The 12,531-nt window shown below is 72.8% G+C and carries 11 protein-coding genes; 5 read left to right on the forward strand and 6 right to left on the reverse strand.

Going from position 1 to position 12,531, the window contains the following annotated elements; translation table 11 throughout:
* Positions 1–59: 59 nt before the first annotated feature.
* On the reverse strand, positions 60–1,172 hold the full coding sequence (locus tag BJF86_RS00210; protein ID WP_075816495.1) for an NYN domain-containing protein: 1,113 nt from the start codon (positions 1,170–1,172) through the stop codon (positions 60–62).
* A 191-nt stretch (positions 1,173–1,363) separates the two neighbouring features.
* On the opposite strand from BJF86_RS00210, the gene BJF86_RS00215 reads away from it, so the two are divergent.
* The gene (locus tag BJF86_RS00215; protein ID WP_075816496.1) at positions 1,364–2,635 is read left to right on the forward strand and encodes an aspartate kinase; all 1,272 of its coding nucleotides are present in this window, start codon (positions 1,364–1,366) and stop codon (positions 2,633–2,635) included.
* Positions 2,636–2,640: 5 nt separating this feature from the next.
* Positions 2,641–3,771, forward strand: a complete 1,131-nt coding sequence (locus tag BJF86_RS00220; protein ID WP_075816546.1) for an aspartate-semialdehyde dehydrogenase — start codon at positions 2,641–2,643, stop codon at positions 3,769–3,771.
* A gap of 348 nt (positions 3,772–4,119) precedes the next feature.
* Here BJF86_RS00220 and BJF86_RS00225 read toward each other — a convergent pair whose 3' ends face one another.
* The 3 genes from BJF86_RS00225 to BJF86_RS00235 all read right to left on the reverse strand — a co-directional run bounded on the left by BJF86_RS00225 (position 4,120) and on the right by BJF86_RS00235 (position 6,018).
* Complete coding sequence (locus tag BJF86_RS00225; RefSeq protein WP_075816497.1) at positions 4,120–4,770, reverse strand: class I SAM-dependent methyltransferase; 651 nt, start codon at positions 4,768–4,770, stop codon at positions 4,120–4,122.
* 88 nt (positions 4,771–4,858) lie between these two features.
* Positions 4,859–5,086 (reverse strand): DUF3046 domain-containing protein, encoded by a 228-nt coding sequence (locus BJF86_RS00230; protein ID WP_022924923.1) that lies wholly within the window; start codon positions 5,084–5,086, stop codon positions 4,859–4,861.
* Positions 5,087–5,100: 14 nt separating this feature from the next.
* Positions 5,101–6,018, reverse strand: coding sequence for an AEC family transporter (locus BJF86_RS00235; RefSeq protein WP_075816498.1), 918 nt, complete (start codon positions 6,016–6,018; stop codon positions 5,101–5,103).
* A gap of 65 nt (positions 6,019–6,083) precedes the next feature.
* On the opposite strand from BJF86_RS00235, the gene BJF86_RS00240 reads away from it, so the two are divergent.
* Positions 6,084–7,295, forward strand: coding sequence for a carboxyl transferase domain-containing protein (locus BJF86_RS00240; protein WP_075816499.1), 1,212 nt, complete (start codon positions 6,084–6,086; stop codon positions 7,293–7,295).
* Entirely contained in the window at positions 7,282–8,019 is a 738-nt protein-coding gene (locus BJF86_RS00245; protein WP_075816500.1) for a carboxyl transferase domain-containing protein, read from the forward strand. Before BJF86_RS00240 ends, BJF86_RS00245 begins: the two co-directional genes overlap by 14 nt.
* A 116-nt stretch (positions 8,020–8,135) precedes the next feature.
* On the opposite strand, the gene BJF86_RS00250 is transcribed toward BJF86_RS00245, so the two are convergent.
* Positions 8,136–10,085: an ABC transporter ATP-binding protein gene (locus tag BJF86_RS00250; RefSeq protein WP_083652590.1), complete on the reverse strand. Its 1,950-nt coding sequence runs from the start codon at positions 10,083–10,085 to the stop codon at positions 8,136–8,138.
* Complete coding sequence (locus tag BJF86_RS00255) at positions 10,082–12,040, reverse strand: ABC transporter transmembrane domain-containing protein (RefSeq protein WP_083652591.1); 1,959 nt, start codon at positions 12,038–12,040, stop codon at positions 10,082–10,084. The genes BJF86_RS00250 and BJF86_RS00255 overlap by 4 nt, the downstream gene beginning before the upstream one ends.
* 106 nt (positions 12,041–12,146) lie before the next feature.
* On the opposite strand from BJF86_RS00255, the gene BJF86_RS00260 reads away from it, so the two are divergent.
* The gene (locus tag BJF86_RS00260; RefSeq protein ID WP_075816501.1) at positions 12,147–12,368 is read left to right on the forward strand and encodes a hypothetical protein; all 222 of its coding nucleotides are present in this window, start codon (positions 12,147–12,149) and stop codon (positions 12,366–12,368) included.
* The last annotated feature ends 163 nt before the right edge of the window (positions 12,369–12,531 follow it).

Below are 12,531 nucleotides of genomic sequence, written 5' to 3' on the forward strand. Positions count from 1 at the left end.
AAACTCTGTACGACTCCGCGAAGGGGTGTCGGGCGTGTCGCAGCGGCCTCCGGGAGCGCTCAGGTGACGCTCACGACATACGCCGAGCCCTGGCGCTGCAATTGCACGAGCCCGGCCGCGTCGGCCCCCTTGGCGAACTGGAGGAACGAGCCGTAGCCGAGCGGCTTCTCCGAGAAGCCCTCACGGCGCGCGCGCAGCTGGTCCTTGAGGCCGGAGAGCGCCACGCCCTCGCCCTCGTCGAGCTCGCTCACGGTCTGTCGCAACAGCGCGAAGGCCTCCTGCCGGCCGCCCTCCTCGGGCAGCGTGACCTCCGGGTCACCCTTGGCGGGCCCGGCGCTCAGGTCGATGATGCCCCGGCCGGCGAGGTGCTCCAGGAGCTCGCCGAAGGCGCGGAAGCCGTAGGCCGCCTCAGAGAACGTCGAGTCCTTGCGCACCAGGGTCCGCTTGAGGACCGACGCGGTCACCGCTCCCCCGCTGCTGCGCTGCAACCCCGAGACGGTCTGCGCGACCAGCGAGGCGAGGTCCGGGGCGGTGTCCTCGACCGTGTCCTCGCCCCCCTCGTCGGCGGTCTCGGTGCTGGGCTCCGGCTCCTGCGCGCGCCCAGCGCTGCTCCCGCCGCTCTTGCCCGAGCCGTTGCGCCTCTGTCCTTGCCCCTTGCGCCCCGACCCGCGTGCGGGCGTGTCCTCGGCGCCGGCCGGCACGACACCGTCGAGGTCGTCGTAGTAGAGGAACTCGTCGCACGCCGGCGGCAGCATGGTCGAGGTCGAGTCGCGCACGCCGAACCCGATGACCCGCTTGTTGAGCTCGCGCAGCTTGTGCACGAGCGGGGTGAAGTCGCTGTCGCCGGTGCAGATCGCGAAGGTCGTGATGTAGTCGCGCTCGTAGGCCGTCTCGATCGCGTCGACCGCCATCTTGATGTCGGCGGCGTTCTTGCGCGAGGCCCCCATGCGCTGGGTCATCTCGATCAGCTCGACGTGGTTGCGGGTGAGCATCCGGCGGTCTTCGTCGAAATAGGACCAGTCGGCATACGCCCGCCGTGTCACCACGCGACCGCGCTCCGCCAGCGCATCCGCGACCGGGCGCAGGTCGAAGGGCACCCCCAGGTGGTCGCGCGAGCCGAGCGCGAGGTTCTCGTAGTCGATGAGCAGCGCGATCCGGTCCTCGTCATCCATGGCCCGAGGGTATGCCGTGAGCCTCGCGTGCAACCACACCGGACGTCCTGCGGGGATTCCCCGGCGTCAAGGGCACCGCGGCACTCCCCCTAGACTTGCTCCTCGGACCTCCCGGTCGGGACGCCGCCGTCCGGCCGGGCCCAGTAGACCCGCATACCCGTAGACCTGCCTACCCCTGCACAGGAAGTGCCATGGCTCTGCTCGTGATGAAGTTCGGCGGCTCCTCGGTCGCCGACGCCGAGGCGATGCGCCGCGTCGCCCAGCGCGTCGTCGCCGCCCACCGGGCCGGCCACCGGGTCGCCGTCGTCGTCTCCGCGATGGGCGACACCACCGATGACCTGCTGGACCTCGCCGGGCAGATCGCCTCCGGCACTCCCCCGGAGCGCGAGATGGACATGCTCCTGTCGGCCGGCGAGCGCATCTCGATGGCGCTGCTGGCGATGGCGATCGAGCAGATCGGCGTGCCGGCCAAGAGCTACACCGGCGCCCAGGCCGGGATGCGCACCGACACCGCGCACGGGCGCGCCCGGCTCCTCGACGTGCAGCCCGACCGCGTGCGCCGCACCCTCGACGACGGCGCGGTCGCCATCGTCGCCGGCTTCCAGGGCATCTCGACCGACGACGACATCACCACCCTCGGCCGGGGTGGGTCGGACACCACCGCGGTGGCGCTCGCCGCTGCCCTCGGTGCCGACGTGTGCGAGATCTACACCGACGTCGACGGGCTCTACACCGCCGACCCGCGCATCGTCCCCAGCGCCCGCCGCGTCACCCGCATCACCATCGAGGAGACCCTCGAGATGGCGGCGCACGGCGCCAAGATCCTGCACCTGCGCGCGGTGGAGTACGCCCGCCGCTTCCAGGTGCCGCTCCACGTCCGCAGCAGCTTCTCCGACCAGGAAGGCACCTGGATCCTGGTCGGGCGACCCCTCACGGAGGACACCATGGAAGAGCCGATCATCTCCGGCATCGCCCACGACACCTCGCTGGGCAAGATCACCGCCGTCGGCATCCCCGACAGGCCCGGCGCCGCGGCAGCGGTCATCGGCGCCGTCTCGCAGGCCGGGGTGTCGATCGACATGATCGTGCAGAACGTCTCGACGACCGACGCCGAGACCTCCGACATCTCCTTCACGCTGCCCGAGACCGACGGCCAGACCGCGGTCGCCGCGGTGCGCGGCCTGCAGGAGCAGATGGGCTTCGCCGACGTGCTCTGGACCAGCCACGTCGGCAAGCTCTCGCTCGTCGGCGCCGGGATGCGCTCCAACCCCGCGGTCGCGAGCAAGCTCTTCTCGGCGCTCGCCGACGCCGGGGTCAACATCGAGATGATCAGCACCTCCGAGATCCGGATCTCGGTGATCTGCGACCAGAGCGACCTGCAGGAGGCGGTGCGCTCGGTGCATACCGCCTTCGACCTGGACGCCGAGGAAGAGGCCGTGGTCTACGGCGGGACGGGACGGTGAGCACCATGACCGACGCACAGCAGCAGGACACCGGTGCGGCGGACGGGCGGCGGCTGCACGTCGCGATCGTCGGGGCGACCGGGCAGGTCGGCGCGGTCATGCGTCGGCTCCTCGCCGAGCGCGACTTCCCCGCCGCCTCGGTGCGCTACCTCGCCTCCGCTCGGTCGGCGGGGAGCACGCTCGGCTGGGCCGGGTCGGCGGCCGCCGCGCCCGGGTATGACGTCGCGCGCGACATCGAGGTCGAAGACGTCGCGACCGCGGACCTGTCCGGCATCGACGTCGCCCTCTTCTCCGCCGGCGGCGGGGCCAGCAAGGAGCACGCGCCGCGTTTCGCCGAGGCCGGCGCGGTCGTGGTCGACAACTCCTCCGCCTGGCGGATGGACGACCGGGTGCCGCTGGTCGTCAGCGAGGTCAACCCCGACGACCTGGCGCTGGCGACCGGCGAGTCCGGCCGGCGCATCGTCGCCAACCCCAACTGCACCACGATGGCGGCCATGCCGGTCCTGCGCCCGCTGCACGAGCTCGCGGGGCTGGAGCGGCTGCGGGTCGCGACCTACCAGGCGGTGTCCGGCTCCGGGCTCGCCGGCGTCAGCGAGCTGGCCGACCAGGCCCGCGCCGCCCTCGGCGGGGACCTGCCGGTGGAGACCCTCACCCACGACGGGAGCGCTGTCCCGATGCCGGACCCGCAGGCCTATGTCGCGCCCATCGCCTTCAACGTGCTGCCGATGGCCGGCGACCTCGGCGCCGACGACGAGACCACCGAGGAGGCCAAGCTGCGGCACGAGTCGCGCAAGATCCTCGGCATACCCGGCCTGGCCGTCTCCGGCACCTGCGTGCGCGTGCCCGTCTTTACCGGCCACAGCCTCGCCGTGCACGCCGAGTTTGCCGAGCCGGTCACGCCCGAGCAGGCGCGCGAGGCACTCGCCGGCGCTCCCGGCGTCGAGCTGACCGACGTGCCCACCCCGCTCGCGGCGGCGGGCAAGGACCCCTCGCTCGTCGGCCGCATCCGGGTCGACCAGTCGGTGCCGGACGGCCGCGGCCTCGTCTTCTTCATCAGCAACGACAACCTGCGCAAGGGCGCTGCCCTCAACACGGTGCAGCTGGGAGAGGTGCTCCTGGCTCGCGACCTGGTCTGAGGGATAGCGGTCGCGGGCTGCTCTGATAGCTGACCGGGCGTGGCCGGTCGCGCATGCCACTCCAGGGGTTGGTTGGGCCGCGGCCGGTCGCACAGTGAAGGCCTATCGCGTCCCGTGCGTCACACGACGAGCACGCGCACCACGGTGCGGAGATGTGCACATCTGCGCGGGGTATTTCGCGGCCTTCGGGACATATCGGCGCAGACTGTGGCTCCTGCGACCATGGTGACTGCCGGTGGCTCCTGGACCATGTGCACGCCCACCGCAGCCGTGGCATCCGCCGCCAGGTCCTCTCGCCCGCTTCCATGGCTCGTCCGCTCCGTCTATGGCCCACCCCGCCGAACGGCTTCATCCGGCCGGCCGCCGGGCGATGACGACCGCCTGGGGCTCCCCCTCCGACCCGAGGGGATCGCGCTCGAGCCGGGCGACCACCCGCATACCCCGCCGATCGAGCCGAGACGCGACGGCCTCCACGCTGCGGTGGTGCCGGTAGAGGGTCACCTGGTGGCCGTACGCAGCGAAGCCTCGGCCGATCTCGCGCACACCGTCGCCCACCTGGAAGGCCAGCAGGAGATGGCCTCCCGGGCGCAGCACCCGCGCCATCTCCGACAGCATCCGGTCCAGATCGACGTCCGGGCTGTGGATGGTGGAGTACCAGGAGAAGACCCCGTCGAGCTCGGCGTCGGCGAGGGGGAGCTCGCTGAGGCTCCCGACGGTGCACGGGTATGCAGGGTGGTCGGTCCGTGCCCGACGGACCATCCCCGGCGACAGGTCCACCCCCTCCGGCCGGCAACCGCGGGCCGCGAGCCAGGGGAGCATCCGTCCGGCACCGCAGCCGGCGTCGAGCACGCGCGGACGGTGACCGAGCAGCGCCACGAAGTGGTCGATCATCGCGAGCTCGAGCGACTGCTCGGGCTCGGTCGCGGTGAACGTGTCGGCGTAGAGGTCGGCCACGGCGTCGTAGGCGGTCCTGGTCAGCTCCTCCCCCTGCTGCGGCATGGAGGCATCCTGCCGGAGGGCGGGCGTCGTGTCATGGTTGACGCGACCGTGCGCTCACGGCGGCCCCCGCCTGCCGTGACAGCGGCGGCTACTGCTCGTCCGGAGCGGGCGGGTCCGGGAGGTGGTGGTGCTCGGGCGGGACGTCCATGTCGCGGCAGACCGCTTCCCAGACCCGGCGCGGCCGCTCCCCCTGCTCCAGGGCGTCCTCGATGGTGCGCCCGCCCAGGCTCCCCAGCACCTGCGTCCGCGCGACGACGGCGCCGTAGCCGGAGCCGAACTCCTGCTCGACCAGCTCCCAGAACTCGCTCAACCGCATACCCGCAAGGCTAGTCACCCCAGGATCGCGGTCACGAGCAGCATCACCGGCAGCGACAGCACGGTGGTGAGGAAGACGCCGTCGCGGGCGATCCGCTCACCCCGGCCGTAGGCCACCGACAGCACGTAGACGTTCTGCGCGGTCGGGAGGGCCGCCATGACCACGACGGCGAGCACGTCCGCCCGGTCCAGCGACAGCACCGGACCCGCGACGAGCCCGGCGACCAGCGGCATGAGCACGAGCTTGACCAGCACGACCGTCACCGGCTCGGCGAGCGCGTCCCTGCGCGGCAGCGGCGAGAGCCGCAGCGACAGGCCGAAGGCGATGAGCATGCAGGGCACGGCGACCCCGCTGACCAGCTCGACCGGCGCGAGCACCAGCTCCGGCGGCGTCCAGCCGGAGAGGTTGACCACGAGCCCGAGCACCGTCCCGATCGTCAGCGGGTTGGTCAGCGGCGAGCGGACCAGCCGCCGCCACGACACCCTCCCCACCCGGGTCGCGTCCAGCGCCGCCAGCCAGCCCGGTTGCAGCACGAGCAGCTGCATGAGCAGCACCGGCGCCGACCACGAGGCGTCGCCGAGGACGTAGATCGCGATGGGGATGCCCAGGTTGTTGGCGTTGACGTAGCTCGCGGCCATCCCACCCATGACCGCGTCCGCCCAGCGGCGGTGGAGCACGAGCCGGGCGAGCAGCAGGTATGCCGTCGCGCAGACCGCGACCGCCGCGACCGTCGCGACGAGGAAGCCGGAGAAGATCACGTCGACATCGGCGCGGGAGACGATGAGGAAGAGCAGGGCGGGCGAGCCGACCCAGAAGGTGAGGCGGGCGAGCATCCGCTGCTCGTCCCGGCCGAAGAGGCCGGTGTGCGCCAGCAGCCACCCCACGGCCACCACCGCGGCGATGAGCGAGAACCCCTCCAGGACGGCGACCACGGGCAGCCATTATCCGCCGTGGTCCTCCCCGGCCGGGCACCGCCCGGCTGCTAGCGTTCGTCCTCATGGCCGACCCCCGCGTGAGCCGCGATCCCGAGGACCACGATCTCGACGTCGACGACGTCTTCGGTGAGGGCGGCGTCACCCCGGACCTGCTGGACCGGCGGCCGGTCAAGCCGCGCACCGTCGCCAGCCTCTACGAGTCGCGCCCGGGCCTGAACCCCACCCAGGCGGTCACCCGCTTCATGGAGGCGGTCAACCTGCAGGAGCGCTTCGGGCACCTGCGGGTGGTCGACGACCTCATCGGCCTGCAGCGCCGCGTCGGGGACACCATCGAGCGCTACACCGACAAGCTGCGCAACGCCGAGGCCCGATCGGGCACGAGCGAGTCGGCGCGCTTCGGCATCGGGCACTTCCACGGCGAGCGCGCGGTCGTCTATGTCGTCGACTGGTCCTTCTTCGCCGGGTCGCTCGGGGAGGTCGCCGGGGAGAAGTTCGTGCAGGCCGCCGAGCTGGCCGAGCGCGAGGGGCTGCCGCTCATCAGCATGGGCGCCTCCTCCGGGGTGCGCCAGCACGAGAACGTCCTCGGCCTGGTCCAGATGCAGCGGATGGCGGCGGCGGCCAACAAGTTCCAGCACACGACCAACCGGCCCTACATCTCGGTGCTCGCCGGACAGGTCTGGGGCGGGATGTCGGCGAGCGCGGTGCCGGTGGCCGACCTCATCGTGGCGCTGGAGGGCACCGACTACGGCTTCGCGGGGCGGCGGGTCATCGAGACGTTCGAGGGCCGGGAGGTGCCGCGCGGGCTGCAGAGCGCGGAGGCCAACTACCTCGACCGCAACGTGGACGTGCTGGTCAAGGATGTCGACGAGCTCATCGACTTCGTCGGGCAGGTGCTCGGCTCGGGGCGGACCGGCAACCGGCTGCGGGTCAAGGACGCCGACGACGCGCTCGCCGAGACCGGCTCGCGCACGGTGACCGCGGGGCCCGAGGCTTCTCCGCGGCGCTGTGGGAGCGCCAGGAGGTGGCCGAGGAGGTCGAGCTGCCCCGGGACCGTCGCGACCGGGACAGCGCCACACCGCGGGACTCGCTCATGGCGCGCTACAACGAGATCGCCGCCGGCGCCGCCCGGCTGGACACCGAGTACTTCCTGCGCCACGTCTTCGACGGCGCTGTACCGTTCTACAACCACGTCCGTTTCGAGGACCAGAAGACCTACCCGAGCATCATCGCCGCGTTGGCGACCCTGGGCGGCAGTCGTTCATGGTCATCGGTGACCAGCCGTCATACTCGATCTCCGGGGGGTATGTCGGCAAGCGCCCGGCGAACCCGAGCCCGGAGGACTTCGAGTATGCCGTGCGCATGATGACCGCGGCCGAGCGCTGGGACCTGCCGATCGTCTTCTTCACCGACACCCTGGGCGCGATGCCGTCGATGGCGGCCGAGCGCCGCGGCCAGTCCCGGGCGATCGCGCAGAGCATCAAGCGGGCCGCCTCCCACCCCTTCCCCACGATCTCGGTCATCACCGGCGCGATGGGCTCCGGCGGCGGCCTGGCGACGACGCCGTTCGGCCGGGAGACGATCATGCTCGACAGCGCCCTGGGTTTCGTCTCCGAGCCGCGCTCCACCGCCTCGATCCTCTACAGCGTCGCCAACCCCAGCGTCGAGCAGGTCGGCATGACCCTGGAGACGATGAAGGCCTCCGCGCTCGACCTCAAGGCCCAGGGTCTGGTCGACACCATCGTCCACGACGCCGACAACCCCGAGGCCACGGTCCGCGAGCTCCGCGCCGCGGTCGTCAAGGGTTACAACGCCCAGCACGGCCTCAACCCACGACGCCTGCGCCGTCAGGCCGACGACCGCCTCCGCCCCCGCACCCTGGGCAAGCTCGCGACGACGGACGAGCGAGGCCCCGGCGGGCACGAGGAGCAGCCGCAGCAGCAGCACCAGGCGCCGACCGGCAGGACTCCGAGCCTGCGGCTGCGCCGGCGCCCGACCTGAAGGCGGATGCGGAGGCGGACGACGCTCCCGCGACGCCGCCGGAGCCGGCGTCCGACTGATCCTCCGGAGCCCCTGACCGGCCGTCGGCCGGTCAGGCGCACCGGCCCCTCGGGCGATCAGCTGGTCCAGGCCCGCCAGAGCGCGGCGTACTCCCCCTCGGCGGCCATGAGCTCGTCGTGGCTGCCGAGCTCGACGACGCGGCCGTCCTGCACCACCGCGATCCGGTCGGCGTCGTGCGCCGTGTGCAGCCGGTGCGCGATGGCGACCACGGTGCGCCCGGTGAGCAGGGCGTTCATCGAGCCCTCCAGATGCCGGGCGGTGCGCGGGTCGATCAGGCTGGTGGCCTCGTCCAGCACGAGCGTGTGCGGGTCGGCCAGGATGAGCCGGGCCAGCGCGATCTGCTGCGCCTGCGCGGGCGTCACCTCGTGGTGGCCCGACCCCAGGACGGTGTCCAGACCTTGCGGCAGCGCCCGCACCCAGCCGAGCGCGTCCACCGTGGCGAGCGCGCGCCATACCCCGTCCTCGCCGGCGCCGTCGCGCGCCAGCTCGACGTTGTCGCGCACCGACCCCCGGAAGACGTGGTGCTCCTGCGTGACGAGCGCGACCTCGGTGCGCAGCAGCTCCAGCGGCAGCTCGGTCAGCTCCACCCCGCCGACCTGCACCGTCCCGCCCGTCGGTGCGTGGATGCCCGAGATCAGCCGGCCCAGGGTCGACTTGCCAGACCCCGAGGGCCCGACGATCGCCAGCCGCTCCCCCGGCTCCAGCCGCAGGTCGATGCCGTGCAGCACGTCGTGGCCGGGGCGGTAGGCATACCGCAGTCCCTGCCCGACGAGGGTGCTGCCCTCGGGCCGGTCCTCGCCCGCGGTGCGGTCCGGCGGCACCTCGGCGATCCCCAGCAGGCGGGTCGTCGAGGCGACGCCGACCTGCAGCCGGTCGATGGTGCCGACGAGCCGGTCGAACGGGCCGTAGAACGTCTCGATGTAGAGCATCGCCGTGGTGATGTCGCCGATCGTCACCGCGTCGCGGGAGTAGAGCCAGGCGCCGACGACCAGCGTGATGACCCGCGGCAGCGAGAAGGCCATGTCCATCACCGCGAAGAGCACGTTGCGCAGCACCAGCCCGTAGCGCTCGGCCTGCGAGGAGACCTGGATGTCGTCGACGCCGGCGCTGCGACGGTCCTGCTGCATCCGGTATGCCTCGACCGTCCGGGCACCCTCCACCGTCTCGGTGAGCGTGGTCTTGATGTCGCTGTAGGTGGCGCCCTCCAGCAGGTAGCCGGCCGGCGCCTGCTGCAGGTAGCGCCGGATCTGGAACAGCGACAACGACGCGGTCACCAGGGTCGGCAGCGCCAGCGCCCACGAGTTGAGCACCATGAAGACCACGGTGAGCAGCACCGTGACGACCCCGATGATGAACTCCGGCAGCGCCCACCGCACCGCCCCGCTCATCGAGCCGACGTCACGGGTGACGCGGGTGACGAGGTCGCCGGTGCTGGCCGACTCGACCTTGCCGAGCGGCAGCCGCAGCACCGCCCTGATGACGTGCTCGCGGGCCTGGGCGAGCACGCCCTGGCCCAGCACCGCCGCGAGCCCCTTGGCGGCGTAGGTGAGGACCGCCTGCGCCACCAGGACCACGACGACGAGCAGCACGAGGTCGCGCACCACGCCCGACGCCGGGTCGCCGCCGGCGAGGTCGACCTCGTCGACGAGGTTGCCGAGCAGCCTGGGCACGGCGAGCGCGGTGGCTGCGGCCAGACCGTTGGCGAGGATGACGAGCGCGACGAGCCGGGAGCGCTCCCGCAGCAGCCCGCGCAGGTAGTCCACGACCGTGCGCGACCTCGCCACGGGCAGGCCGCGGTCCGGGTCCAGCGCCGTCATGAGGTGCGCCTGGGCCCGCTCGCGGCGCAGCGCGTGCCGCTGCCAGAGCAGCCGGTGCCGGTCCCGGAGCCTGGTGGTGCCGGGGTCCGGTGGGTGCAGGAGGTCCGGCACGACCGGGGGCCGGTCGTCCGCGTCGCGCCAGGTGCGCGCGGAGCGCGCGCGCAGCTCGGGGTCGAGCAGGTCGCTCACGGGGTCACCTCCTTGTCCTTGGCGGTCGTGCCGGTCGTCGTCGTGCCGGTCGTGCTGCCGGCCGCCGCGGCCTCGGCGTCGCCGCGCAGCACGGTCGAGCGGTATGCCGGGTGCCCGGCGACGAGCTCGTCGTGCGTGCCGGTGGCCACCACCTCGCCGTCGACCAGGAAGGCCACCTCGTCGGCGTGGTGCAGCAGGAGCGGGGAGGCGGTCATCAGCACCGTCGTGCGGCCGCGCCGGTGCGCGGGCAGCCGGTCGGCGACCCGGGCCTCGGTGTGGGCGTCCACCGCCGACGTGGGCTCGACGAGCACGAGCACCGGCGGGTCGGCCGCGAGCGCCCGGGTGAGCACGAGCCGTTGGCGCTGGCCGCCGGACAGGCCGCGCCCGCGCTCGTCGAGCACGCCTTGCCAGCCGCCGGGCAGGATGTCGTAGACGTCCTCGGCAGCGGCGGCGTGCAGCGCGGCCTCGGCCTGCTCGCGTCGCAGCGTGCGGTGCGGGTCGACGGCGTCCTGCAGGGTGCCGGCGAAGACGTGAGCGGCGGTGTCGCTCACGAGCACCAGGGAGCGCACCTGGTCCAGCGGCAGGTCGGCCAGGTCGGTGCCGCCCAGGGTGACTCCCCAGGCGCCCTGCGCGCGCTCGGCGTCACGGCTCTCGAGGTCGGCGCGGACCCGGGAGCGCTCCGCGGTGGCCCGGCGGGCGGCGCGCCCCGTGGCCTCGTCGTCGCCGGAGGGGACGGTGTCGCCGGCGGGCAGGTAGCGGCCCAGGCGGTCGGCCAGGCGGGCGCTCTCGTCGGGCAGCGCGCTGACGACCATCGTCAGCCGGCCGGGCCGCACCCGCAGCCCGGAGGACGCGTCGACGAGCTCGCCCTCGGCCAGGGCGCGGAGCTGGTCGGGCTCCAGCGGGGCCCGCTCCGGCCACGGGTCGGTGGTGCCGAAGACGCCGATCGTCTTGCGCGCGGAGACCACCGAGCGGGTGATCTGCTGGGCCGCCTCGAAGACGACGCGGATCGGCTGGACCAGGAAGAGGGCATACCCGAGGAAGGTGATGAGCTCGCCGATCTGGAGGTCGCCGTCACGCACCCGCTGCACGCCCAGCACCATGAGCGCGACGACGAACAGGCCCGAGAGCAGCACGCCCACGGCCTCGACGAAGGCGCCCCACGAGCCGGCCTGCACCCCGGCCTGGCGCACCCGCTGGCTCTGCCGGGCGTAGTTGGCACCGAAGATCCGCTCGCCGCCGATCCCGCGCAGGATGCGCAGGCCCGCGACGATGTCGGTCGCCATCGAGGTCAGCTCGGAGTCGCGGCTGCGCTCCCGGGTCTGGGCGGCGGCCATCGGGCGCAGCAGGACCGAGGAGACGAGCGCCAGCACCGGCGCCACGAGCAGCACGACGAGGCCGAGCGGCACCGAGATCTGCAGCACGATGACCGCGACGAGGACGTAGGCGACGACATTGCCGACGAGGCGGGAGAAGATCTCGATGAAGTGGCCGAACTGTTCGCCGTCGCTGCCGTTGACGCTGAGCACCTCGCCGGTGGGCGCGCGCCGCGTCATAACGTGCCCCAGCCGGGTGACCTGGTGCGTGACCAACCGGGTCTGGCCGTAGGCGGCATACAGCCAGGAGCGCACGACGACGGTGTGGTAGAAGACGCCGCTGCTCGCGCCGACCAGGGTGATGAGCAGCAGGACGCCGCACCACAGCGCGGTGCGGCCGGCGTCGCCGGCGCGGATGCCCTCGTCGACCGCCTGCCCGAAGACCCAGGGGGTGAGCGCCGTCGGCAGCATCCAGAGCAGGCTGCACAGGCACCCGGCGAGGACGAGGTCGCCCTGCTGGCGCAGCAGCCACCACAGGAAGCGCACCGGCCCCCGGGTGTCGGGTATGCCGATGCCGGCCCGGTGACCAGACCCGTCGCGGGCCTCGGTCCAGGCGGTGACGGTGGGTGGGAAGTCGCGCATGGCGTCGCTCAGGGTATGCGGCGGGTCTGACACCGGACCAGCGAATATCGGTCGGGATGAGAGGATGTGAGCCGACTCACCGTCCCGGCGACCTGGAGGAACCCTCGTGAGCACTCGTGCGGACCTGGCCTGGTGGCAGAAGCTGCTGGTCGCGCTGAAGCTGTGGCGCCCGGAGCACCGGACCGACCATCACGCCAAGAAGGAGATGGAGCGGCCGGAGATGCCGCCGGTGACGGGGGCCTACGGCAACCGGGTCGTCACCGCGACGCGGCGCCGCCTGGTGCCGCAGCGCGGCGACGACAGGCCGATCACCAGCACGATGGACTGACGGACCACGCAGGTCTGTCGGTGCCCCGTGGCACAGTGACCGGGTGAGCGAACCCGACTCCGGCAGCGGCACCGGCACGTCCGCCGTCGACGGCGGCGTGACGGGGCAGACCACCACCGACGACACGGCCGGCTCCGACGACACCGTCGTCCCTGACGCCGCC

Origin of the sequence: Serinicoccus sp. CNJ-927, assembly GCF_001942435.1 — a bacterium.
In the GTDB taxonomy this organism is placed as follows: domain Bacteria; phylum Actinomycetota; class Actinomycetes; order Actinomycetales; family Dermatophilaceae; genus Ornithinicoccus; species Ornithinicoccus marinus.